The following is a 24,585-nucleotide window of genomic DNA, read 5'->3' as shown; positions in this document are numbered from 1 at the left end:
CGGGCCACGGCGCATGACGTCGCGGGCCCTTTAAGACGGTCACAAGCCGGTGAGGAGGCCTTCGGAGCTGACGGCGCGCGATGGCGCCGCCGCCAGCGGATCAGGAGCGCGTCTCAGTCCTGATAGCTGTTGCCGTAGAAGCTGCGCTGCTGCTGGTAGTACGGACGCGGCTGATAGTAGCCTTGCGGCGCCGGCGCGTAGCCCTGGTTGCCGTAATACTGCTGCTGGCCATAGGCCTGCGCGTCGTAGACGCGGCGGCTTGACGGCGGCGCCGGGTAGCGCTGCGCGGTCGAGCTGCCGTCGGCCGGATAGATGTAGCCGTCATCGGCGCGGGCCTGCGCCGGATATTCGCGCGGCTGCGGCGTCAGCACGACGGGGTCGCCAGCGGTAGCGGACTGCTCGTCATATTGCTGCGGCGCGCGGCGGGCGACCGCGGTGCCGTTGCGCCCGCGCGGATTGCGCGCCAGCGCGACCTGGGACGAACCGGTCAGCGTGACCGAGGTGTTGAGCACGCCTTCCCTCTGGACCAGCGCGTAGAGCGTCGTTGCGTTGTCGCGCGACAGCCGCACGCAGCCATGCGAGGCCGGCGTGCCAAGGCGGTTCACCGAGTCGGTGCCGTGAATCGCGTGCCCGATCTTGGTGAAGAAGATCGAATGCGGCATCGGCGCGTCGTCGAATTCCTTGGAGTAGTGATCCTCTTCCATGCGGAAGGCGCGGAAGCTGCCGCTCGGCGTTTCGCGCGAGGGGATGCCGGTCGAGACCGGCCAGTGATAGCGCGCGACGCCGTCGACTGCGACGGTCATCTGCTGGTTGTCCTTGTCGATGGTGATATCGACCTTGGCCTGCGCGGCGCCGGCCGTGAACAGCATCACGGAAGTGAACGCAATGAGGAACGAACGCATTTTACCTTTGGCCTCCAGGCCTGACCGCGAAGCCGCGGCTCTCCGTCCCCGGCAACCAATATGCACGGAATCCGAATTTGGTTCCAGTAGCGGGCCAAGGCCATCGATGAGGGCCTATCGTTGATCCCGGGCGCGGCGCAAACAAGGCCGAAGCCGGGCCTGCCGGTCACGCCGTGCTGACTTTTTCGCGAGCAGGCCGCGACAACCGCCGCAATTGGCCGGGAGCATGATCCGGAAAAGTGCGCAGCGGTTTCATGCTCAAACAATAGATCATCTTGGCGCAACCATTTGGCCGCATGGGCGTTTCACAATGCCGTCCGGCGGCGCAATCGCGTCGCGTTTTAAGGAATCCAGATGAACAATACCAAGGTTAAGACCGCGGCCGTCGTCCGAGCCGGCCTCTCCGCGCGGGTCCCGCTTGCAGTCGCAGCCTTCGCTTTGGCGCTGGTCGCAGTCCCTCATGCCGGCCGTGCCCAGGGTATCGTCCGCGGGGCCCATGAGGGCGCCTATGAGGGCAACCGGATCGGCGGCCCGGTGGGCGGCGTGGTCGGAGGCGCCGTCGGCGCCGGCGTCGGCGGCGCCATGGGCGCGGTCAAGGGCGTCTTCGGCATCCCGGATCGTGGCTACCGCCGTGGCCACCGCTGCCGCGGCTATTACCGCCACGGCCATTTCCATTGTTACTGATGATAGGCGCGTAGCCCGGCTACAAGCGTCAGTTCTTGAGCCGGTAGCCGGTCTTGAAGATCCACGCCACGATGGCCATGCAGGCCACCAGGAATCCGATCGTCATGCCGAGGCTCAGCGGGACGCTGACATCCGCGATCTCGTAAAAGCTCCAGCGGAAGCCGGAGATCAGGTAGACCACGGGATTGAGCAGCGTGATGGTGCGCCAACCCGACGGCAGCATGTTCACCGAGTAGAAGCTGCCGCCGAGGAAGGTCAGCGGCGTCACCACCAGCATCGGGATCATCTGCAGCTTCTCGAAGCCGTCGGCCCAGATGCCGATGATGAAGCCGAACAGGCTGAAGGTGACGGCCGTCAGCACCAGGAAGGTCAGCATCCACACCGGATGGGCGATATGCAGCGGCACGAACAAGCCGGCTGTCGCGAGGATAATCAGGCCGAGGATGATCGATTTGGTGGCGGCGGCGCCGACATAGCCGACCACGATCTCGAAATAGGAGATCGGCGCCGACAGGATCTCGTAGATCGTGCCGACGAATTTCGGGAAGTAGATGCCGAACGAGGCGTTGGAAATGCTCTGCGTCAGCACCGACAGCATCACGAGCCCCGGCACGATGAAGGTGCCGTAGCTGACACCCTCGACCTCTGTGATGCGCGAGCCGATCGCGGCGCCGAACACCACGAAATAGAGCGATGTCGACACCACCGGCGAGACGATGCTCTGCAGCAGCGTGCGCCAGGTGCGCGCCATTTCGAACAGATAGATGGCCCGGATTGCGCGATAGTTCATGGCGCCCTCACGATGCTGACGAAGATGTCCTCAAGCGAGGATTGCTTCGTATCGAGATCGGAGATCCGGATGCCGGCATTGCGCAGATCGTTGAGCAGGCTGGTGATGCCGGTGCGATCGCCCTTGGTATCGTAGTCGTAGGTCACGGTGCGGCCATCGCCGGACAGTTCGAGATTGTAAGCGGACAGAACTGCGGGAATGGCCTCAAGCCTGTTCTGCAATTGCAGCGTCAGCTCCTTCTTGCCGAGCTTCTGCATCAAGGTCGCCTTGTCCTCGATCAGGATGATCTCGCCCTTGTTGATGACGCCGATGCGGTCGGCCATCTCCTCGGCTTCCTCGATGTAGTGGGTGGTCAGGATGATGGTGACGCCGGAAGCCTGCAGCGTGCGGACCACTTCCCACATGCCTTTGCGCAATTCGACGTCGACGCCGGCGGTGGGCTCGTCGAGGAACAGGATCTGCGGCTCGTGCGATAGCGCCTTGGCGATCATCACGCGGCGCTTCATGCCGCCGGACAGCGTGATGATCTTGTCGTCCTTCTTGTCCCACAGCGACAGGTCGCGCAGCACCTTTTCGATATGGGCGGGGTTCTTCGGCTTGCCGAACAGGCCACGGCTGAAGCTGACGGTTGCCCAGACCGATTCGAATGCGTCGGTGTGCAGTTCCTGCGGAACCAGCCCGATCATCGACCGCGCCGCGCGATAGTCTCCGATGATGTCGTGCCCGCCGATCGTAATGCGGCCATCGCTCGGATTGGCGATGCCGCAGATGATGCTGATCAGCGTGGTCTTGCCGGCGCCGTTCGGCCCGAGCAGCGCGAAGATCTCGCCTTTGACGATATCGAGATTGATGCCCTTCAGCGCCTTGAAACCGGAGCCGTAGGTCTTTGAAAGATTGGATACGGAAATGATCGGCGACATGGAGGATCGGAAGCGTGAGGGAGGGGGACTCGCACGGATTGGGGCCCGGGCGGGGCGCGATGCGGGGTCAAGCGCAGATAGGAACGTACGGTCCGTTCTTCAATCGCCCGGCAAGGGAGAAATTTATTCTGCGGCGTGGGCTCTCCGGCTTGCGGGCTTCTGCAACTGACGTGTCCACGTCATGGCCGGGCTATCGAACGAGGCTGATAGCCTGCCGTGGCAGGGGCGCACTGCCAAAATATCGAAAACAACCCCATGCAAAGGAGTCGGCGGCTGCCGGTGGACACGGCAACTTGACTCGTCGGGCAAATCAGTGGTCCTCTTCTATTATCCCGAAATCGTAGAGGCGCCCCTCGCCCGATGCCATCGCATATGGCACTTGCGGACTTCTGCGACTGACGTGTTGTCATGGCTGGGCTATGGGCTCTGGCCGATAGCCGTATGCGGTAGCCCTGCCAGCAAGCGGGAGAGGCGACGCAGTTCCAACGTCCGTGCTACTCAATCGAATCAGTGCCGCTTCGCCGGTTTCGCCGGCTTCTTGGCCGCCGCCGGGGCGGGGTGCGCGGGCGGCACGCTATCGGCGACCTTCGCGACCAGCATGATCTGCACCTGGTTGTTGACCGGCGCATTGGCGCGGGCGGGATCGAGCAATTGCTCTTCGCCAAGTCCGACCGATTGCAGGCGCTTCGCCGTGATCTTGAAGGTGTTGACCAGGATGTCGCGGATCGCGTCGGCGCGGCGCTGGCTCAGCAGCACGTTGTTCTCGCGCCGTCCCGTCGATTCGATGTGACCGACGATCAGGAAGGTGTACGGCAGCAGCGAGGCGTGCGTCAGCGCATCGGCGATGCGCCCGACGGTCTGGTACGACTCCGGCATCACGATCGGCGTGTCGACGTCGAACCGGATGTCGACATTGAACGTCGGCAGCTTGGTCAGGTCGGGGGCGATCGGCGGGCGGCTCGAGGGCGGTGGCTCGTTCCTCGATCGCGACCGCGATCGTTCGAGCACCTGCTGGCGCAACGCGGGGACGTCGATCTCGGCATCGGTCTCGAAATGATTCAGCTTGGCGATGACGTCGTCGCGTGTGATGGCGGTTTGCGCATGCGCCGGCGCGAGCGGCATCGCCAGCAACACCAGCGTGCCGAGCAGGCCCAAAAGGCCGGGATCGCGCAGGCCTCGCCTCGACGGCCGCATCATTGATACCCCGCGTCATTGATCGCCTGGGCGCAATTGCGGCTGAGGCCCTTGGCGCTGACGAGGCAGGGCACCGATTTGCTGGTCTCCTTGGTCGAGCCGCCGCAGACCTTGACGATCTCGCGGGCGCACGCATTCGCAACAGTCACGCGCGCCGCGATCCGCTTCTGGATCGCATCAAGGGTGGAGAAGTAGCTCTCCTTGCACTGCGGCGAGATCACGTCGCGGTTGCGCGACAGGCATTCCTTGAGGCGGTTGGAGTCGAGGTTGACGCCGCGGCAGTTCGCGGTGATGTCAGCGCCGCAAGCCTTGGCGAGCTGCGCTGCAGAATCGCCAAAGCTCATCGTCTCCGCGACCGCCAGCGACGGCGCAGTGAGCACGACGACTAAAAGGAAAAACCCACCCCGGACCATGGGGCCATCTCAACCCATGAATTCAACTGGGGTCAAGGGCTACGAACAGAGAAGGCCTCTCTGTCACGCCCGTTCCACAAAGCTGTCGACCACCTTCTTCTCGCCGGCCTTTTCGAAGGCGATGGTCAGCTTGTTGCCGTCGATCTTCACCACATGGCCGTAGCCGAATTTCTGGTGAAACACCCGGTCGTCCGGCGAAAATTCCGACGTCGTGCCGGTGGATTTCGCCACCAGCTCGCCCTCGATGACCATCGGGCCGCGCTTGGTCCGATTGAAGGCATCGGACGAAAAGGAGGATTGCCGCTCCTCGAAGCCGCCACTACGTCCCCCGCCGCCGCGATTGCGGTTGGCCTGGGCGCGTTGCCAGCCCGGGGTCGAATAGCTCGAGCCGAATGATTCGAGGTTGTCGAAACGCGAGGCGCCGTAGCCGCCGCTGCCGCCCCAGCCCGATCCGCCCTTGGATTCGGTGATCTCGACATTGTGCGCCGGCAACTCGTCGAGGAAGCGCGACGGGATCGTGGTCGACCAGGTGCCATGGATGCGGCGGTTGGTGGCGAAATAGATCTTCGCGCGGCGGCGCGCGCGGGTCAGCCCGACATGGGCGAGGCGGCGCTCCTCCTCGAGCCCGGCACGGCCTTGTTCGTCCAGCGTGCGCTGGCTCGGGAACAGGCCTTCCTCCCAGCCCGGCAGGAACACGTTGTCGAATTCCAGGCCCTTGGCCGAATGCAGCGTCATCAGCGACACCGCCTCGTCGCCGGCGTCGCCGTCGCGGTCCATCACCAGCGAGATATGTTCGAGAAACCCTTGCAGGTTCTCGAATTCCTCCATCGAGCGCACCAACTCCTTGAGGTTGTCCAGCCGGCCCGCGGCGTCCGCCGAGCGGTCCTTCTGCCACATCTCGGTATAGCCGCTCTCGTCGAGCACGATCTCGGCGAGCGCGGTATGCGAGATGACTTCGCGCTGGGCGCGCCAGCGGTCGAACTGCATGACGAGATCGCGCAAGGACCCGCGCGCCTTCGGCTTCAGCTCGTCGGTCTCGACCACGGCGCGAGCCGCCTCGAACAGCGGAATGCGGCGCTTGCGGGCATGGTCGTGCAGCATCTGCACGGTGGCATCGCCGAGCCCCCGTTTGGGCACGTTGACGATGCGCTCGAAGGCGAGATCGTCGGCCGGCGAGTTGATGGTGCGCAAATAGGCCAGCGCATCGCGGATTTCGGCGCGCTCATAGAATCTGGGGCCGCCGATCACGCGGTAGGGCAGGCCGAGCGTGACGAAGCGGTCTTCGAACTCGCGCATCTGGAACGAGGCGCGGACCAGAATCGCGACGTTGTTGAGGTTCTCGCCTGATCGCTGCAGCTCCTCGAGCTCCTCGCCGATCGCGCGCGCTTCCTCTTCCGAGTCCCAGGAGCCGGTGACGGTGACCTTCTCGCCGTCGACATCCTCGGTACGCAGCGTCTTGCCGAGCCGGCCTTCATTGTGCGCGATCAGATGCGAGGCGGCGGCCAGGATATGGCCGGTGGAGCGATAATTGCGCTCGAGGCGGATGACCTTGGCGCCGGGGAAATCGTGCTCGAAGCGCAGGATGTTGTCGACCTCGGCGCCGCGCCAGCCATAGATCGACTGGTCGTCGTCTCCGACGCAGCAGATGTTCTTGAGCGGAGCTTGGGAAGTCGCTGCGGCAAGCGCGATCTGCTCCCTCGCTCCGCCCTTCGCGGGGAGAGGGTCGGGGTGAGGGGCTGCTTCAGCGAGCACGGTCTGCGGAGAATCCCCCTCACCCGGATTGCTTCGCAATCCGACCTCTCCCCGCAAGCGGGGCGAGGTGGAGGAAGACGGCGCCTGCGACAGCAGGCGCAACCACAGATATTGCGCGACGTTGGTGTCCTGATATTCGTCGACCAGGATGAACTTGAAGCGGCTCTGGTACTGCCGGAGAACGTCCGGATTCTCACGGAACAGCCTGATGTTCTCGAGCAGGAGATCGCCGAAGTCGGCGGCGTTGAGAATCTTCAGCCGCTCCTGGTAGGTCGCGTAGATCTTGCCGCCCTTGCCGTTGCCGAACGAGGCGGCCTCGCCCGCCGGCACCTGCGACGGCGACAGCCCGCGGTTCTTCCAGCTGTCGATCAGGCCGGCCAGCATCCGCGCCGGCCAGCGCTTGTCGTCGATGTTCTCGGCCTGCAGCAACTGCTTCAGCAGCCGCACCTGGTCGTCGACGTCGAGCACCGTGAAGTTGGATTTGAGCTGCACCAGCTCGGCATGGATGCGCAGGATGCGGCCGCCGATCGAGTGGAAGGTGCCGAGCCACGGCATGCCCTCGACCGCCTGGCCCAGCATCTGGCCGAGCCGCAGCTTCATCTCGCGCGCCGCCTTGTTGGTGAATGTCACCGACAGGATTTCTTGCGGCCGCGCGCGGCCCTGGCTCAGGATATGCGCGATGCGCGTGGTCAGGACCCGCGTCTTGCCGGTGCCGGCGCCGGCGAGCACCAGCACCGGGCCGTCAAGCGTCTCGACCGCCTCGCGCTGCTCCGGATTGAGGCCGTTGAGATATTGCGGAGCGCCCGCCGCCGCCCGCGCCCGCGCGGCGATGCCGCCAGCCACCGGCTGGTGCTCGGGAACGCCGTGATGGGGCAATTTGCTCGGCTCGGTCATTGGCGAATCGTCTCGGCCCCACGATGGCACCGCGGGACGGTGAAGGGGAGCCTTCTTAACAGGGATTGAGGGCCATATAGGGCCTGATCGGCCGTTTTGACAGGTTTTATCACGGCCGACAGGAACGGTTTTGGCAGCAGCGCGCCCCCGGTTTGGTTCCTGAAATCGGCGAAAATTTCGCGGTTTCACGCTCAGGAACCAGCGATTTCCCGCAGGATTGTTTCAACAGGTGCGGCGCCGGGCAGAAGTCCGCGCAAGGAAACGAAGCGGAGTTTTGATCATGCTGAGCTGGGTCGTCACGTTCCTGGTCATCGCCCTGATCGCGGGCATTCTGGGCTTTGGCGGCATCGCCGGCGCCTCGGTCGAAATCGCCAAGGCGATCTTCTTCATCGCCGTCATCCTGTTCCTGGTGTCGGCGGTGGTCGGCTTGGTGCGCGGCCGCACAAGGGTCTAGCGAGGCCGCGGCGCTTTGTCTGACGCGTTTTCTTCGCGCGAAGCGGCGGCTATCCCGCATCACGTGCGGGACAGCCTTCGTATGAAACCGCTTCGCTACTTCGAGGGCATCGCCACGTTGCGGCCGATGCCCTCGGGACGCGGCACGCCTGCATAGCTGTCCACGATTGCTTGCGCCCGGGCGCGGATGTCAGGCGGAAACGGCGCCACCTTGCGCGCCTCCATGTCGATGTGCAGCGTGAGGTTTTCCGAGGTCGACGACAGCCAGCTCTCGGTGGCGTGGCGCAGTTCCTCGAACGTGTGCAGCCGCTTCTCGTCGGCGCCGAGCAGGTAGACCGAGACCTGCACGGGGTCGCCGAGATGGATTTCCCTGAGATAGCGGACGTGGCACTCGGCGGTGAAGGTCGAGCAGTGCCGCGCCTTCATATAGGCCGGCCCGATGCCGAGCTGCAGCCACATCTCGTCGATGGCGCGGTCGAACATCACATTGTAATAGGCCATGTTGAGATGACCGTTGTAATCGATCCATTGCGGCTCGATCTGCATCACGGAAGATTTGAATGGGGCGGGCGGAATCGGCGTCTCGCTGGCGGCAGTCACTGAAGTCATTCTCCATCCCCGGTTCGTTGGCGTTCGAGCATGAACTTTTCTGTGACTCCGGCGTCTACTTTTTCAAGTCAGGCTCTCTTGACCCCTTATACAAGCTTTGCCACGGTCGGCTAAAGCCGGGAGGAAATTTGACGTGGCGACAACGATTTCGGGCAATGTGACGCGACCTGAGCCGCAGGCCCTGAAGCGCGCGATTGACGCGCTGGCGGCGCGGTTCGGCAACCGGCTCGTCACATCGCAGGCGGTGCGCGAACAGCACGCCCATACCACCACATGGCTGCCGACCCAGCCGCCGGATGCGGTCGTAATGGCGCAGGAAACGGCCGACATCCAGGACGTGGTGCGAATCTGCGCCGCAAACCGCGTGCCCGTCATTGCGTTCGGCACCGGAACCTCGCTCGAGGGCCAGGTCAACGCGCCCGCAGGCGGCATCTGCATCGATCTGCGCGACATGAACAAGGTGCTCGAGGTGCACGCGGAGGACCTCGATTGCGTGATCCAGCCCGGCGTGACGCGGAAGGCGCTGAACGAGCATCTGCGCGACCAGGGCCTGTTCTTCCCGATCGATCCCGGTGCCGACGCCTCGCTCGGCGGCATGACCTCGACCCGCGCCTCCGGCACCAACGCGGTGCGCTACGGCACCATGCGCGAGAACGTGCTGGCGCTGAAAGTGGTGCGCGGCGACGGCGAGATCATCACGACCGGCACGCGCGCCAAGAAGTCGTCGGCCGGTTACGACCTGACGCATCTGTTCGTCGGCGCCGAAGGCACGCTCGGCATCATCTCCGAGCTCACCATCCGCCTGCGCGGCATTCCGGACACCATCGCTGCCGCCGCCTGTTCGTTCGAGACCGTGCGCGGCGCCTGCCAGGCCACCATCCTCGCGATCCAGACCGGCATCCCGGTGGCGCGGATCGAGCTGCTGAACGCCGAGCAGGTGAAGGCCTGCAACAGCTATTCAAAACTGTCGCTGCCGGAGACGCCGCTGCTGCTGCTGGAATTCCACGGCAGCGAGGTCGAGGTCGCCGAGCAGTCGAAGAATTTCCGCGACATCGCCGCCGAATGCGGCGGCGGCGATTTTACCTGGACCACCAAGCCGGAAGACCGCACCAAGCTGTGGCAGGCCCGGCATGACGCCTATTGGTCGGTGAAGGCGCTGCGCCCCGGCGACAGCATCGGCGTGGTCGCGACCGACGTCTGCGTGCCGATCTCGCGGCTCGCCGACTGCGTTACCGAGACCGAGGACGATCTGAAGCGGCTCAATCTGCTGTCGCCGATCGTCGGCCATGTCGGTGACGGCAATTTCCACTGCTCGCTGGTCTGCGACATCGACAACAAGGACGAAATGGCGCGCGGCGAGGACTTCATGCACCGCCTGGTCGAACGGGCGCAGGCCATGGGCGGCACCTGCACCGGCGAGCACGGCATCGGCCAGGGCAAGCAGAAATATCTGAAGGCCGAGCTTGGCCCGGAGGCGCTCGACGCGATGCGGGCGCTGAAGCACGCGCTCGATCCACAGAACATTTTCAATCCCGGGAAGATCGTTCCTGCGGCCTAATTCTTCGGATCTTCCGACCACAGGATCTGGCGATGTCGTGGTTCAGCAAGGCCAAGCGGACGGATATCTGGGACGATCCCGTCGAGCAGCCGCTCGGCGACATCGAGGCTGCGCAGCGAATCCGTGCGATCTGCCGCGATGCCGCCGGCTGTGCCGAGGCGGTCGGCTCACCCAACAAGCGTTCACCGAAGAATCAGCTGATCGAGCGTGATCGCTACGAGCGAGCCGCCAAGGCCGCGATGGAGACCGCGATGAAGATCTCCGACGAGCTGGTGCGGGATTCCGCGGTGCGCGAGATCGTCGGTCTCTGCATGAAGGCCAACAACATCAAGACGGGGCGGGCGCTGTTCCGTGCCATCCACGCGGGCTCGATCAAGGCGGAGGTGCTGAAGGAGCATCCGACGCTCGAGGGCGAGCAGGCTTGAGTCGCTTTACCCGAGCGGCTTGAAGTCAGGTTCGATCGGTCTTGCGACACGTTCGGCGCGCCTCTCCCGCTTGCGGGAGAGGGAGCACAGCGCCTTCGCGGCGACAATCAAGCCAATCCTTAGCTCTGCCTGCCGAGCGTGCGGACGGCTTCATCGACGCTGTGGAAGACGTGGTCTCTCGGCAGCACATCGTAGAGATCGAAGCGCTCGAATGCGTTCTGTGCGCGCGCGGATTCGAGCCGCGCCACCGCCACCGTGACACCGTCATCCCGGCATTCGCGAAACAGGTCGCGTAGCGCCTGCGCCGCCGTGAAATCGATCTCGATCATGCCGCTGGCCTCGATCACCAGCAGGCGTGGCTTCGGCGTCGCTCCGCCGATGGTCTTGAGCACGCTGCTGTGGAAGCCTTCCGCGTTGAGGAACGACAACGGGGCCTGCAAGCCGACGACGGCGATGCCGGGCTTGCGCTCGCCGGTGACGTGCGGGCCCGTCGGCCACCAGATCGTGGTGCCGGGCACGTGGACGAATTCCGCCAGCTGGCCGCGCGTCGTGGTCCAGATGCCGTGCAGCAGCGACAGGGCGATGCCGACCGCGACGCCTTGCTCGATCGGCAGCACGATGATCGCAGCTGATGTCGCCACCACCAGCAGGAATTCGTAGAACGATTGGTGGTAGATCGCGGCGATCTGCTTCACGCGGATGATGCGCAACGCCACGAACAGCAGAACGCCACCGAGCGCCGCGTCGGGCACGTGCTGCAGCAGCGTTGCGCCGAATGCGAGCAGCGCGAGCACGATGGCCGCGGCGACCAGCCCGGCGAGCTGTGTGCGTCCGCCGGTCTCCGACACGATGCCGGTCCGCGGCGGGCTGGCGTTGACGGGAAAGGCGCCGAACAGCCCGGATAGAAGGCTGCCGGCACCGGCGCCGAGAAAGTCGCGATCGACGTCGGCCGGCTGGTCCGGATCGGACAGGAACGAGCGCGTCGTCGCCGCGGTCTGCACCATGACGACAACAGCGATCAGGATCGCCAGCGACAACAGCTTGACCCATCGCTCCGGCGCGATCTCGGGAAACGAGGGCGCCGGCAACGTCCCGGGCACGATGCCGACCACCTTGACGCCCTTGCTTTCGAGATGGCCGGCGATGACTGCGACGGTCGCTGCGACAAGGCCGATCAGTGCGCCCGGAATGCGCGCGCTGATCGTCTCCGATCCGGCGACCAGCGCCAGCACGCCAAGCCCGATCACCAGCGTGTAGAAGTTGGTTTGGCCGATCTCCTCGGCGAGAACCCCGAGCTTGTAGAGTGTCGGGCCGTCCGGCGTGGTCAGGCCGAGCACGCCGGGCAGTTGCGAGACCAGGATGTGGACGGAAATGCCGGCGAGAAAGCCGACCGTCACCGGCGTCGACAGCAGGTTGGCGATCCAGCCGAGCTTGAACAGGCTGCCGGCGATCATGATCACGCCGACCATCAGCGCCAGCGCCATCGCGAACGCCTGATAGTCGGGCGAGCCCGCCGTCGCCATCAGTGCAAGCCCGCCGGCGAAGATCGGCGTGATCGTGGAATCGGCACCGCAGGACAGGAATCGGTTGGCGCCGAACATCGCAAAGCCGAGCGAGCCGGCCATGAAGGCGAAGAAGCCGATCTGCGGCGAGAAGCCGCCCAGTCGGGCGGTCGCCATCTGCTCCGGGATCGCGATCGCGGCGAGCGTCAGTCCGGCGATCAGGTCGCCGGGGAGGTTGCCGGGCTGGAACGCCTTGAGCGAACGGAAGATCGGCCAGTTGGCGCGTGTCGGATGAACTTCGGTCATCGGTCTCGACTCAGCTGGCGGTTGCGATGCTCGCGGAAATAGTCCGATATCGCTTGGCCAAAAGCCAGCGGACACGCGCCTGTGCAGGTGCGAAGGGCTAGCCGATGTTCTGCAGCGCCGGGAATGTTTCCAGCAGCCAGACGCTGACACCAGACACCGCGCCGGTCAGGAAGCCGATGCCGGTGATCACCATCAGCACGCCCATCGCGCGCTCGACCGTATCAAGATGACGCTTCATCCGCGTGAACAGCGAGGAGAACTGCTTGACCATGAAGGCGGCAAGCAGGAATGGGATCCCGAGCCCGGCGGAATAGACCGCGAGCAGGCCGGCACCTTTTGTCACCGTGGCCTCCGCGGCTGCCATCGAGAGGATCGCGGCCAGAATTGGCCCGATGCACGGCGTCCAGCCGAAGGCGAACGCGAGGCCCATGACATAGGCGCCCCACAACCCGACCGGCTTGGGCGCGGTGAGCCGTCCCTCGCGCATCAGGAGGCCGATCCGGGTCACGCCGAGGAAGTGAAGGCCCATGATGATGATGACGATGCCGGCCAGGATCGAGAGCTCGGCCGACCAGGCGCGCACCAATCCGCCGACGAAAGACGCACTGGCGCCGAGCGCGACGAACACGGTGGAGAACCCAAGCACGAACATCAGCGCCGCCGTCATCACCGCGCGCTTGGAGGCCGCGGTGGCGCCGTCCTGGTTGACCTGCTCGATGGTTGCACCGGTCAGGTAGATCAGATAGGGCGGCACCAGCGGCAGCACGCAGGGCGACAGAAAGCTGACTAGGCCGGCGATCAAAGCCGCCGGGATCGAGACGTCGTGCATCAAAGAACCTTCGCAGAATAGCGCTTCTGTCTTGGCGTCTACGCAGCCAACAATCCAGAAGTTTCGTCAAGTTGGACTTCAACTATGGTCACAGGCCCGTGTCCTGGCGCGATCGATCGCCTTCGGAGGCCGGCCCCGGGAAGGAACCTCCCTTCCGTGGCTGCTTCGTCGCGCGCCACTCTCCGGATTGCCCGGCGACGGCAGACCCAACTCAGGTGTTCAATCTGCGCGTCTCGATTCAAGCACTGGCGTCTCTGGAATACTGGATCACCCGCATGCGCGTGTGATGACACCGAACAAGTGGCTTGACGGTTGAATCAGAACTCACTCCGTCAATGCGGCAGACGCTGCGACCGCGCCATGAACGCAGGACACCGATCATCTTCCGCAGAAGGGCTGGACAAGACCTTCACATCCGGATCAAACTTGTGCTTGCAAAACCGCGGCCCGTGAGCGCGCGGACAATCAATGAACGGACGTCCCGCAGCCAAACGACGGGTGCCGAAAAGGAAAAAGGGAGTGCATCACATGGCCATTTCACGCCGTGACGTTTTGTTGGGCAGCGCCGGTGCACTGGGCGCTGCGTCATTCTCCTTCCCAGCTCCTGCTATCGCACAATCGGAACCAATCAGGATCGGCTGTCTCGCGGCGATCACCGGGCCGAGCTCGGCGCCGACCGTCGGCTTCAACCGCGGCGTCAACTTCGCGGTCGACGCCATCAACGGCGCCGGCGGGGTCAAGGGCCGCAAGATCGAGCTGGTGATGCGCGATACCCAGGGCGACCCGACCAAGGCGGTGAACGCCACGCAGGAATTGATCAGCCAGGCCAAGGTTCACGCGATCTGGGGGCCGCTGAATTCGGGCGAGGCGCTGGCGACGACGCCGATCATGGCGCGCGCCAAGATGCCCGATTTGCACCCCTGCGTCGTCGAGACCCTGATCGATCCGGTCAAGTTCCCCAATGCGTTCCGGATCGCGCCGTCAAACAATCAATGGGACGACGCCGTGCGCAATTATTGCCTCAAGATCCTCAAGGTGAAGAAGGTCGCCGTGATCGGCGACACCACCGGCTATGGCGTCACCGCGGTCGGCGCCTCCGTCGCGGCGTTCAAGAAGGACGGCGCCGAGGTGGCCTATCAGGCCAACATCGACGCCACGCAACCCGACATGACGCCGGACATGCTGCGCGCCAGGAACGCCGGCGCCGAGGCGATCGTGGTGTGGAGCGTCTCGACCGGCATGGAGGCGCGCATGTTCAACACCCGCGCCGCGATGAGCTGGGACGTTCCCTTCGTCGGGCATCCCTCGATGGCCTCGGGCGAGCTCGCGAGCCTGGTCGCCAAGCCTGAGAACTGGAAGAAGGTCTATGCGATCGGCTACAAGAGCTGCAGCTATGACAGCGCCGGCAAGCTGCCGCCGAAGAGCGCGGACCTGGTTGCGCGCCTGACCAAGGTCAACATCGCGCTCAACGATACGCTGTTGTGGTGGGTCGCAGGCGGCATCGACTGCATAGAGCTGATCGCCAAGGCGGTCGCGGAAAGCGGCTCGACCGACGGCGCCGGCATCGTCAAATACTGGAGTTCGCTGTCGAGCTATCCGGGCTATTTCGGCAATTATCGCTTCTCGCCGACCGAGCATAACGGCTATTTGACCGAAGAAATCGTGATGTCGGAAGCCTCTACCGCCAAGGACGGCAGCTTCGCGCTGGCGCCGGGGTACACATAGAAGGGCGAGGGCGCAGCCGATGCTGGCCTCGATCCTTGCATCCGGTCTCGCGGCGGGCGCGATCTACGCGCTGGTCGGCGTCACCTACAACACGATGTTCTCGACCTCGCGGGTGATGAGCTTCACCGCGGGCCAGCTTGCGATGCTGGGCGGCGTGTTCGGCTCGATGTTCACGCTGAAGCTCGGCCTGCCGATCGCTGTCGGCTTCGTGCTGACGCTGCTGTGCTGCGCGGTGATCGGGATCATCACCGAATTCGTCGCGGTGCGTCCGGTGCTCAAGAGCCTCGACCAGCATCTCTACGTGCTCTCGACGCTCGCGGTCGCGCTGATGATCCAGCAGGTCACGGCGATCAAATGGGGCACCGAGCCGCAGCCGTTCCCGCGCATCGTCGGGCTCGGCGAGGGCATCCTTGACGAAAAGTTCTGGCTGCCGGTCGCAGCCTGTGCCGTCACCATCATCGGCCTCGAATATCTCTACCGCCGGACGCTGGTCGGCCGCGCGTTCCTCGCCATCGCGGAGGACAATTTCGCCGCACGGGCGCTCGGCCTGCCCGAGCGCAATCTGCGCGTCGCAAGCTATGCGCTCGCCGGCATGGTCGGCGGCATCGCCGGATTTTCCGGCGGGCAGTTGCTGCTCGCCTTCTTCGCCAACGGCGCGCTGCTCAATTTCTACGGCTTCGTGCCGGTGGCGCTCGGAGGGCTCGGCAACAATCGCGGCGCGATCATCGGCGGACTGGCGCTCGGCCTGTTCCAGCAGGCAGCGAATTTCCTGGTCGGCGGCATCTTTTCCTCGGTCGCGGTGTTCACGCTGTTCATCGTGGTGCTGCTTGCCGCGCCGCAAGGGTTGTTCGGCGCCTCGACCGCGCGGAGGGTGTGATGACCTCGCTCGCAGCCACTCCGCCCCGAACCGACAGCGGCGCATGGCGCGCTGCGCTGCCGCACATCCTTCCGTTCTTCGGCATTCTCGTGCTGGCTCTGCTGCTGCCCTTCGTCAGCAACGATTACTGGGTGCTGATCGGCACCCGTATGGCGATCTACTGGGTGCTGGTGTCAGGCCTCAATCTCGTGGTCGGCTTTGCCGGCCACCTTGCGATCGGCTATGTCGCGCTGCTGGCGCTCGGCGCCTATTCGACCAGCGTGCTGGTCGCCGGCAATGTGATGCCGGCCATTCCGGTGTTTGCCGCCTTGCCGGTCGCAGGCCTCATCGGCGCGATCTTCGGCGTCATCGTCGGCCTGCCGGCCTTGCGCCTGCGCACCTTCTACTTCGCCATGTCGACGCTGGGATTTGCGACCATCGTGACCCAGATCGCGTTGGCCTGGCAAAGCGTGACCGGAGGCGGCATCGGCATTGCCGGTCCCGAATTCCCGGCGCCGTTCAACACGCCGTGGGGTTTTTACGCCCTGTGCATCGCGTTCGCCGCGTTGACCACCTGGATGAGCGCCAATGTCGCGCGCAGCCGCTTCGGCCGCGCCCTGATCGCGGTGCGCGACGCCGAGGTCGCGGCCGAGGCCAGCGGCATTTCCAAGCCGAAAATGCTGATCGCGATCTTCCTGTTTGCCGGTGCGCTGGCAGCGATCGCCGGCGGGCTGTTCGCGACCCTGCAGACCTACATCACGCCTGATGCGTTCACTTTCGATCTCTCGGTGCTGTTCTTCATCGCGATCCTGATCGGCGGCCGCGGTTCGATCCTCGGGCCGATGCTCGGCACCATCATCCTGACCATCCTGCCCGAGATCGCCGCGCCGCTGGCGGCATGGTCGACCTTCCTCTACGCGGTGCTGCTGCTGCTGATCGTGCTGGTGATGCCCGGCGGCATCGCGACGCTGCTCGATTTCCGCAACCGCCGTCCGCTCGCCATCAACCGCGCCATCGTTCCGCGCCCGGCCGCGCTCGCCGACATCGTGCGCCGGAGCAGCGGCGGCAGGACGCTGCAGCTGCGCGGCATCGCGCTCAGCTTCGGCAATGTGAGGGCGATCGACGGCCTCGATCTCGATGTCGCGCCCGGCCGAATCCACGGCTTGATCGGCCCGAACGGCAGCGGCAAGACCACGACGCTGAACGTGATCTCGGGCTATTACGCTGCGAACGCCGGCACCATGACGCTCGGCGATGAAGTCCTGGCCGCGGGCCAGCCGGTCAAGCGCGCCGCCTGCGGCATCGCGCGCACCTTCCAGACGCCGCGCGTGATCGGCGAAGCCTCGGTGCTGGAGAATGTCATGATCGGCGGCGCGATCGAGGGCAGGGCCAATTTCGTCGAGGCGATGCTCGCACTGCCGCGCAACGGCGCGGACGAGCGCATGCTCGCCGCGAAGGCCCGCGCGCTGCTCGGTGTCGTCGGCCTCGAGGCGCTCGCCGATGCGCGCGCCGACCGTCTGCAGCACAGCGAGCTGCGCTTCATCGAGATCGCGCGGGCGCTGATGCTCGATCCGGATTTCCTGCTGCTCGACGAGCCCGCCGCAGGCCTCTCCAACGACGAGATCGAGCGGCTCGGCAGTCTGATCAAGGCGGTCTGCGCCCGCGGCACCGGCGTGCTGCTGGTCGAGCATCATGCCGATCTGATCTTCGATATCTGCCACCAGGTCACCGTGCTCAATCTCGGCCGCACGCTGGCAGCGGGAACGCCGGCGGAGATCCGCGTCCACAAGGAGGTCGTCAGTGCTTACCTCGGCGGCTGAACCTCTGCTCAACGCGAGCGCGCTGGAGTCCGGCTACGGCAAGATCCGCGTGCTGCACGGCATCGACATGACGATTGCCGCCGGCGAGGTCGTTGCGCTGCTGGGTCCCAACGGCGCCGGCAAGACCACGCTGCTGCGCGCGATGTCGGGACTGTTGCCGGTCAATGCCGGGCAGATCCGGTTCGGCGGACGCGACATGACCAACGCCACGCCGCGCGATGCCGCGCGTGCCGGGCTCGTGCATGTGATCGAGGGACATCGCGTGTTCACGCAGATCTCCGTGACCGACAATCTGCTGCTCGCCGGCTATGACCTGCCGCGCGCCGAACGCGCCGTGCGTATCGAGGAGGCGCTGTCATTCTTTCCCGAGATCGCCGAGAAGCGGCACGAGCGCGGCGGCGCGCTTTCGGGCGGGCAACAGCAGATGCTGACGGTGGCCCAGGGCCTGGTTCGTCGCCCGCGGCTGCTGATGCTCGATGAACCGTCCGCAGGGCTGTCGCCGGTGCTGGTCGATCGCGTCCTTAACGTCATCGGCAGGCTGCGCGAGCAGGGAACCTCGGTGCTGCTGGTCGAGCAGCTGCTCGAGAAGGCGCTGGCCTGTGCTGATCGCGTCTACGCGCTGGTGCAGGGCGCGATCGCGCTTGAAGCGCCGACCGGGGAAAGCGACCTCGCGCACCGGCTCGAGCGCGCCTATTTCGGCCATGAAAGCCACGCGTGGCAGACCTAGTTGATGCAACTTGTATGCTTGGCGGCCAGGTGCCGGCAACTTGTGATCGGGCTCGGCCCAGGCTGACGTCGCGGCGCAATCTGCACGTGTGCGTCATAAAATGGCACGACAGGTCCAGGCGGCTTTGCTAAGCTTCGCAGCGATACCCGATTGTCGATCATTTTCGTGTTTGGTTTTAAGGCTTGTTGCGGTTGCCTGCCTCTGCAGCTCTCTTCAAGAGGCCAATGATGCAATGTTTGCGTTGCGGTTGTCAGAACAAGGCGACCAATGAGTATTGCGAAGGGTGCGGGGCCTCTCTCGGAATTGCCTGTGAAGCTTGCGGCCACCTGAACGGATCAAGCAGCCGCTTTTGCGGCAAATGCGGGGTTGCGCTGGTCACGGCGATTGACGCGACCCAAAGTCAGCCGTCGCACGAGCATGCCCTGAGGAGTCTGCACGCCAAGGGTGGAGAGCGTAAGCGCCTCACGATTCTCTTCGCCGACATCAGCAACTCAACCGGCATCATCGATAGTCTCGGAGATCCCGAACTGGGCATGAGGCGTTTGCAGCCCGTGCTCGATCTCATGAATGAGGCGGTGCATCGCTACGGCGGCGTCGTCAACAAGGCCCAGGGCGACGGCGTCATGGCGATGTTTGGCGCCCCTCAGCCCCATGAGGATCACGCCGTTCGAGGCTGTCTCGCGGCACTGGCCATGCAGGATGACGTCAAGCGCCTGCATGATATGGACCTGAAAATCCGCGTCGGCGTCCACACCGGTGAGGTCGTCTTCCAGGCCATCGAGCACGGCATCTATCAAACCTACGATGCGGCGGGTGCAAATGTGCATCTCGCCAGTCGATTGGAACAGCTTGCCGAACCGGGGAGCATTCTGGTTTCGCGTGAAACCTACGCGGTCGCGAAGCAGTTCGTGGAGGTGGAATCGCTTGGCGAACAGGCCATTCGGGGGCTTGCGGCCCCCGTCGAGGTGCTCAGGCTGCGGGGCCTTCAACATGCGCCGTCGAGCGGTGTGTTCCGAACCGGACGACGGTTGAGCCCGCTCACCGGCCGTACCGACGAGTTTGCGGCTCTGACAGCCGAACTCGAGAACACGCGCAAGGGCGATGGCCGGGTGGTTGGCGTCGTCGGCGAGGCCGGCATTGGAAAGAGCCGCCTTTGCTTTGAATTTGCCGAAAGTTGTCGCGGCAGAGGCATCCGTGTCTTTGAAGCGCGCGTGCTCGCGCATGGCCGCGTGACGCCGTTTCAGCCGGTGCTGGCGTTGCTCCGGGATATTTTCGGCCTCCGCATCAAGGAAGAGCCGCCGGATGTCTCGCGCCGCCGCATCTACGACCGGTTGGCGGCAATGCCGGTCTCCGACCATCTGGCATCCGTGTTGCTGGAATTCCTCGGGCTCGCGGACCCGCGCCGGCCCGCGCCGAAACTCGATCCCAAGGCCCGCAAGACCCAATTGCTCGATTTCGTCGGCGAGCTGGTGCGCTCTGCACCGCGTGACAACGTGACGGTCGTCCTGATCGACGATCTGCACTGGATCGATCCGGCAAGCGAGGAGTTCGTGGAGGCGCTTGCCGACGCGGTCGTCGGGACCACAACCATGCTGCTCGTCAACTTCAGGGCCGGATTGACCGCACCGCTGATGCAGCGATCGCATTATCGGCAGATCAACATGGCTCCGCTCGGACCCGCGGAGGCGCAATCGATCTTGCGAGACCATTTTGGTTCCGATCCATCGCTGGCGCTGTTGAGCAGAAACATCGTCGAGCGCGCGCACGGCAATCCGTTCTTCCTGGAAGAGCTCGTGAACGCCCTCGTCGAGCGCGGGGACTTTGAAGGCGAGAAGGGCGCATACCGGCTGAAGGGCGGCATCGACACGATCCCGCTTCCGACGACCGTGCAGGCCGTCGTTGCGGCGCGCATCGATCGCCTCGACGAACGCGCCAAAAGAGCCCTCGAGGTCGCTTCAGTTGCCGGGCGCGAGATTTCGCTGCCCGTTCTCGATGCGGTTGCCGGACTGGAGCAGGCCGAACTGCTGGAAGCCGTCGGACACCTGCGGCGCGCCGAGTTGCTCTATGACGTGCCGCCCTTCGAGCAGCGGCTGATCGCATTTCGTCATCCTTTGATCCAGGAGGTTGCCTATCTGTCGCTGCTGCACGAGCGGCGTCGCGAACTTCACGCGGCCGTTGCGCAGTCGATCGAGAAACTGTTCAAGGACCGCGCCGAGGAACGGGCGTCGCTTCTCGCCTACCACTGGGAGCATGCCGGTGAACACCTGAAGGCCGCGCAGCAGCACATGCGCGCGGCGGTCTGGGTCGGCGCGAACGATCCCAGTCAGGCGTTGCGAAGCTGGAAGAAGGTGCGTGAACTCCTGATGCACCAGCCTCCGTCGCAAATGACGGACTATCTGAAGATGATGGCCTGCGGTCAGATCGTGAATTTCGGCTGGCGCGAGGGAATTTCTGCCGCGGATGCGCAGATCTATTTCGAGGAGGCCCGCAGCCTCGCGCTCGCGATCGGGGATCTGCGTGCAAACACGCTGATCCATGCCGCCTACGGTCGGATCTTGGCGAATGGCGGTTCGGCGGACGAGTATGTCGACCGGGTGCTGGAGGCCAAGGCGCTTGCCGACACCGGCACAGATACCAGCGTCCAGGTCACGTTGAAGGCCATTCTCTGCCATGCGCTGCGGCTCTCAGGTCGGATGTCGGAGGCGCTGCAGATGAACATGGAGGCGGCCGCGCGCGCCTCGGAGATCGTGAAAACCGACCGGGAGACGCTTGGCTTCGACGTCGAGATCTGGCTCACGGCCATGCGCGGGCAAACTCTCGTGATGCTGGGGCGCGGGTCCGAAGCCCGGCCGTTGCTCGACCGCGTGCTGCAACTGGATGGCAGCCAGGTCGACGCCATTCACTACGTGATCCCGAGCCTCGCCTACGTCGATCTCGCGTGGTCCGAAGGCGACGTCGGACTGGCCCAGCACCATGCCGATCGCGCCTTTTCGCTCGCGATCAAGAGCGGGAACCCGTATTTGCGCGTCTACGCCCAGGCCAGCCGCGGCCTGTCGCATATGGTGGCGGGCCGGATCACGTCATCGATCGAGGATCTGACGGCCGCGCTTGACTTCGCGCGAACGCGTAGGGCTGGCCTCGAAAACGAAGCGCGGATCCTAGCGGATCTGGCAAATGCATATCGGCAGAAGGGTGATGTGGCGGCAGCATTGTCCGCTGTCGATGAGGCCATTGCGGTCGCGGTCGAGCGACACGCGCGCATTCCGGAATGCCTTGCCCGATCGGTTCGGGCCGATCTGTTGCTGCGCTCGGGCCGCAGCGATGAGGCCGGGGAGGGAGCAAAGGAGTTGGACCGCGCGACGGCGCTGCTCCAAGAGACCGGCGCGATGCTATTCGCGCCTTTTGTCGATGGCGCGGGAAAGACGGTCAAAGCGAGTCGAAATTCGAACGAAGCCAATAATATTTGAGTTGCGAGCGAAAATTGTTCTGATCTCATTCGGACGATCTCATGTTGTTCGTGAATATGATGGGCGAACCGGTCGGCAAAGGAAGCGCCCGCACGTGCAGAGACACGCTCCTTTGCGACATCCTGTCCGATTTCAGGTGCGCGTTTCCCGATCTGCTTTTCGAACTCGACGAAGGAAGCGCCACCGTCAATGCTCAGGCCTTCATTCGTGGCAACGATCGCGTCGTGCGGATCTATGGTGGACTGGCTTACCACGCAGCCATGAACGCCGATGGCCTGGTTTTCGCCCTGCTTCACGAGGTCGGACACCATCTGTCGAAAGGCGGCCGGCTCGCCGCCAATTCCGAGCTAGGTTGTGAGTGCGCGGCAGACCGCTGGATTCTCGCCAAGGGCGCGGCCCGGCTTCGCAAACAGACCGGGCGGACGCTCTCGATCGAGCGCGCGGTATCGAGCATCGAGGAATTGACCGAGCTTGCCACCTGCGGCCCGAGAGCTCGCAAGCGCGATCCAAGCGCGTGCTGGGCCGATCATTGGCCAAAACGCAAACATGTCCTGGTTCGACCGGGGACCGCGCCGGCTATTCCGCGGTGCTATCTGTCTCAGTTTTTACGTCTGAATCAAATTGCACAAAGGGAGAAGACAAATGGGTGCCCTACTTCCCGTCGGCAGCGGTCCCGATGCCGAAATCGTGGACCGGTTGAATGAGCTCTTCAGCGGTAAGGATCTGGCTAGTCTTCGTAAGCACAACAAGAAGGAAAAGCTGTTCGATACGAGCCACAGATTGCGGCGCGTGGCGTTCCGCATCGGTGCCTACCCGAGCAAGGATTACGGAAAGGATGATGCCAAGCGGAAATGGTTCTTCTTTCTCCATCATGTGCTCTCTCAGGAGACCCAGGACGCGATCAAGAAGATCCTGGGCGATGCAATGACCCGAACCGCGATTAAGGCGGTGAAGTTCTCGGTCGAGGAAAACAGCGTGGTTAGTCATCCGCATCTGTTTCCGAGCAACAATGAACCGCTCGCGAACTACCTGAATGCAGCCGGCAACGCATATCTGGTCCATCTGGTCGTGCAAGGGCCGATGGATGACAGTGCGGAAGACCCGCCTGGCGACAACGATCCCGATAAGGATGAACAGCCGATCGCCTGGCCCGAGCTTTCGCTCCGCAGGCCACCGTTCAGGCAGACCAAATCTGGCGGCGGGAAAGGCGCCGGCAGGAAGAAAGCCGTCAGCAAGAAGAAGGTCGGCAAAAAGGCGGCCAAGCGTCCGCGCAAGCGTTGACGAGGGGATCAGGGCGGTCGATTGTGGCGGTGAGGGTCGACGAATGCGTCGACCCTTCTGTCTCCAGGTCGTCTGTCTCCAGGTCGTTGTGAAATCTGGCTGGTGGCAGAGCCTGCTGCCGGCCGCCCAAAGTCCGCTACGGTGCCGTTGCAGCCTGCTCTGTTGCGGAAGGAATGCTGCGCCTGATGCGAGTCCCCTTCTTCTACGGCTGGATCATCGTCGCGGTGACGTTCGTCACCATGGCCATCGGCGTCAACGCACGAACGGCGTTCTCGCTGTTCTATCCGCCGATCATCTCCGAATTCGGCTGGGAGCGCGGCGTCACAGCGGGCGCATTCTCGTTCGGCTTTGTCGCCTCGGCGATCGCGAGTCCGTTGATCGGCCGGCTGATGGACCGCAGCGGGCCGCGCGCGGTGATGGAGCTTGGCGTGTTGCTGATGGGCTCAGGCCTGCTGCTGGCGCCGCTGACCACGCAACCCTGGCATCTCTATCTCACGATCGGCGTGCTGGTCGGCTCCGGCAGCGTCTGCCTCGGCTATTCCGGGCAATCGCTGTTCGTGCCGAACTGGTTCATTCGCCGTCGCGGACTGGCGATCGGGCTCGCCTTTGCCGGCGTCGGCATCGGCTCGGTGACGTTGCTGCCATGGGTGCAGCACATGATCGAGCACGCCGGCTGGCGCACCGCCTGCACCGCGATGGGGATCGTGGTGCTGGTCGTGCTGGCGCCGATCAATCTGCTGCTGCACAAGCGGCCGGAGGACGTCGGCCTGCAGCCGGACGGCGATGCCGCGCCGACGGCGACGTCCGCCAAGCCGGCATCGAACATCGTCGATCCGGTGTGGGCCGGCACCGACTGGACGCTGCCGCGTGCGCTGCGCACCGCGCGGTTCTGGTGGATTGCGATCGGCTATTTCTGCGGCCTGTACATCTGGTACGCAGTGCAGGTGCACCAGACCAAATTCCTGCTCGACATCGGCTTCAGCTCCAATGTCGGCGTCTGGGCACTTGGCGTCGTCAGCCTGCTCGGCATTCCCGGCCAGATCTGGCTCGGGCATCTCTCCGATCGCATCGGCCGTGAATGGGTGTGGGCGATCTCCTGCTTCGGCTTCGTGATCTGCTTCGCTGCGCTCGCCGCCTTGAAATACTGGCCAAGCATGACGCTGATCTATCTGATGGTGTTCACCCAGGGCGCGCTCGGCTATGGCCTCACATCGGTGATGGGGCCGGTGGTGCTGGAGATCTTCCAGGGCAAGCATTACGGCAGCATTTTCGGTACCGTGATGCTGGCCGCGCTCGCCGGCGGAGCCGCAGGTCCCTGGATCACCGGCCAGCTCTATGATCTCTCAGGCAGCTATACGAGCGCGTTCCTGCTCGGGATCGTCGTGAGCCTGCTGTCGGCGTTCGCGATCTGGCAGGCCGCGCCCGGCAAGGTCCGCGCCGTCGCCGGACAGATGCACAAGATCGCGAGCGCTGCCTGA

The 24,585-nt window shown here is 64.4% G+C and carries 21 protein-coding genes; 12 read left to right on the top strand and 9 right to left on the bottom strand.

Annotated elements, in window-relative coordinates; all coding sequences use genetic code 11:
* Positions 1-113: 113 nt before the first annotated feature.
* A complete protein-coding gene (locus ABIB78_RS08410; RefSeq protein ID WP_429023561.1) occupies positions 114-902 on the bottom strand; it encodes a L,D-transpeptidase family protein in 789 nt (262 codons plus the stop codon).
* A gap of 354 nt (positions 903-1,256) precedes the next feature.
* Between ABIB78_RS08410 and ABIB78_RS08405 the strand changes: the two genes are divergently transcribed.
* The gene (locus ABIB78_RS08405; RefSeq protein ID WP_429023558.1) at positions 1,257-1,586 is read left to right on the top strand and encodes a hypothetical protein; all 330 of its coding nucleotides are present in this window, start codon (positions 1,257-1,259) and stop codon (positions 1,584-1,586) included.
* A 28-nt stretch (positions 1,587-1,614) separates the two neighbouring features.
* Here ABIB78_RS08405 and ABIB78_RS08400 read toward each other — a convergent pair whose 3' ends face one another.
* The 5 genes from ABIB78_RS08400 to ABIB78_RS08380 form a co-directional block, all read right to left on the bottom strand.
* On the bottom strand, positions 1,615-2,376 hold the full coding sequence (locus tag ABIB78_RS08400; RefSeq protein ID WP_429023556.1) for an ABC transporter permease: 762 nt from the start codon (positions 2,374-2,376) through the stop codon (positions 1,615-1,617).
* Positions 2,373-3,296: an ABC transporter ATP-binding protein gene (locus ABIB78_RS08395; RefSeq protein ID WP_429023554.1), complete on the bottom strand. Its 924-nt coding sequence runs from the start codon at positions 3,294-3,296 to the stop codon at positions 2,373-2,375. The genes ABIB78_RS08400 and ABIB78_RS08395 overlap by 4 nt, the downstream gene beginning before the upstream one ends.
* A 507-nt stretch (positions 3,297-3,803) precedes the next feature.
* A complete protein-coding gene (locus tag ABIB78_RS08390; RefSeq protein ID WP_429023552.1) occupies positions 3,804-4,493 on the bottom strand; it encodes an OmpA family protein in 690 nt (229 codons plus the stop codon).
* Positions 4,490-4,903 (bottom strand): hypothetical protein, encoded by a 414-nt coding sequence (locus ABIB78_RS08385; RefSeq protein ID WP_429023550.1) that lies wholly within the window; start codon positions 4,901-4,903, stop codon positions 4,490-4,492. The genes ABIB78_RS08390 and ABIB78_RS08385 overlap by 4 nt, the downstream gene beginning before the upstream one ends.
* A gap of 63 nt (positions 4,904-4,966) precedes the next feature.
* Positions 4,967-7,549, bottom strand: a complete 2,583-nt coding sequence (locus ABIB78_RS08380; RefSeq protein ID WP_429023549.1) for an ATP-dependent helicase — start codon at positions 7,547-7,549, stop codon at positions 4,967-4,969.
* 280 nt (positions 7,550-7,829) lie between these two features.
* On the opposite strand from ABIB78_RS08380, the gene ABIB78_RS08375 reads away from it, so the two are divergent.
* Positions 7,830-8,003 carry a DUF1328 domain-containing protein gene (locus ABIB78_RS08375; RefSeq protein WP_016846258.1) on the top strand — a complete coding sequence of 58 codons (174 nt, stop codon included), beginning with the start codon at positions 7,830-7,832 and terminating at the stop codon, positions 8,001-8,003.
* Positions 8,004-8,098: 95 nt separating this feature from the next.
* Here ABIB78_RS08375 and ABIB78_RS08370 read toward each other — a convergent pair whose 3' ends face one another.
* Positions 8,099-8,611: a thioesterase family protein gene (locus ABIB78_RS08370; RefSeq protein ID WP_429023545.1), complete on the bottom strand. Its 513-nt coding sequence runs from the start codon at positions 8,609-8,611 to the stop codon at positions 8,099-8,101.
* 133 nt (positions 8,612-8,744) lie between these two features.
* On the opposite strand from ABIB78_RS08370, the gene ABIB78_RS08365 reads away from it, so the two are divergent.
* Together ABIB78_RS08365 and ABIB78_RS08360 are read left to right on the top strand one after the other, a co-directional pair.
* Positions 8,745-10,169, top strand: a complete 1,425-nt coding sequence (locus tag ABIB78_RS08365) for an FAD-binding oxidoreductase (RefSeq protein WP_429023542.1) — start codon at positions 8,745-8,747, stop codon at positions 10,167-10,169.
* Between the two features lie 32 nt (positions 10,170-10,201).
* A complete protein-coding gene (locus tag ABIB78_RS08360; protein WP_429023540.1) occupies positions 10,202-10,594 on the top strand; it encodes a hypothetical protein in 393 nt (130 codons plus the stop codon).
* Between the two features lie 119 nt (positions 10,595-10,713).
* Here the strand turns inward: ABIB78_RS08360 and ABIB78_RS08355 are convergent, their stop codons facing one another.
* On the bottom strand, positions 10,714-12,402 hold the full coding sequence (locus tag ABIB78_RS08355) for a SulP family inorganic anion transporter (RefSeq protein ID WP_429023537.1): 1,689 nt from the start codon (positions 12,400-12,402) through the stop codon (positions 10,714-10,716).
* Positions 12,403-12,499: 97 nt separating this feature from the next.
* Positions 12,500-13,231 carry a cytochrome c biogenesis CcdA family protein gene (locus ABIB78_RS08350; RefSeq protein WP_429023534.1) on the bottom strand — a complete coding sequence of 244 codons (732 nt, stop codon included), beginning with the start codon at positions 13,229-13,231 and terminating at the stop codon, positions 12,500-12,502.
* 528 nt (positions 13,232-13,759) lie between these two features.
* On the opposite strand from ABIB78_RS08350, the gene ABIB78_RS08345 reads away from it, so the two are divergent.
* From ABIB78_RS08345 to ABIB78_RS08310, 8 genes are all read left to right on the top strand, one after another.
* Positions 13,760-14,956 carry an ABC transporter substrate-binding protein gene (locus tag ABIB78_RS08345; protein WP_429023532.1) on the top strand — a complete coding sequence of 399 codons (1,197 nt, stop codon included), beginning with the start codon at positions 13,760-13,762 and terminating at the stop codon, positions 14,954-14,956.
* Positions 14,957-14,975: 19 nt separating this feature from the next.
* On the top strand, positions 14,976-15,833 hold the full coding sequence (locus ABIB78_RS08340) for a branched-chain amino acid ABC transporter permease (protein WP_429023530.1): 858 nt from the start codon (positions 14,976-14,978) through the stop codon (positions 15,831-15,833).
* Positions 15,833-17,632: an ABC transporter permease subunit gene (locus tag ABIB78_RS08335; protein ID WP_429023527.1), complete on the top strand. Its 1,800-nt coding sequence runs from the start codon at positions 15,833-15,835 to the stop codon at positions 17,630-17,632. The genes ABIB78_RS08340 and ABIB78_RS08335 overlap by 1 nt, the downstream gene beginning before the upstream one ends.
* Entirely contained in the window at positions 17,613-18,359 is a 747-nt protein-coding gene (locus ABIB78_RS08330; RefSeq protein WP_429023524.1) for an ABC transporter ATP-binding protein, read from the top strand. Before ABIB78_RS08335 ends, ABIB78_RS08330 begins: the two co-directional genes overlap by 20 nt.
* A gap of 227 nt (positions 18,360-18,586) precedes the next feature.
* Entirely contained in the window at positions 18,587-21,826 is a 3,240-nt protein-coding gene (locus ABIB78_RS08325; RefSeq protein ID WP_429023521.1) for an AAA family ATPase, read from the top strand.
* A gap of 41 nt (positions 21,827-21,867) precedes the next feature.
* On the top strand, positions 21,868-22,530 hold the full coding sequence (locus ABIB78_RS08320) for a hypothetical protein (protein WP_429023520.1): 663 nt from the start codon (positions 21,868-21,870) through the stop codon (positions 22,528-22,530).
* On the top strand, positions 22,469-23,107 hold the full coding sequence (locus tag ABIB78_RS08315; RefSeq protein ID WP_429023517.1) for a hypothetical protein: 639 nt from the start codon (positions 22,469-22,471) through the stop codon (positions 23,105-23,107). The genes ABIB78_RS08320 and ABIB78_RS08315 overlap by 62 nt, the downstream gene beginning before the upstream one ends.
* A gap of 185 nt (positions 23,108-23,292) precedes the next feature.
* Positions 23,293-24,585: an MFS transporter gene (locus tag ABIB78_RS08310; protein WP_429023515.1), complete on the top strand. Its 1,293-nt coding sequence runs from the start codon at positions 23,293-23,295 to the stop codon at positions 24,583-24,585.

The organism is Bradyrhizobium sp. I1.14.4 (assembly GCF_050435825.1).
In the GTDB taxonomy this organism is placed as follows: domain Bacteria; phylum Pseudomonadota; class Alphaproteobacteria; order Rhizobiales; family Xanthobacteraceae; genus Bradyrhizobium.
This window is presented reverse-complemented; position numbering and strand designations above follow the sequence as displayed.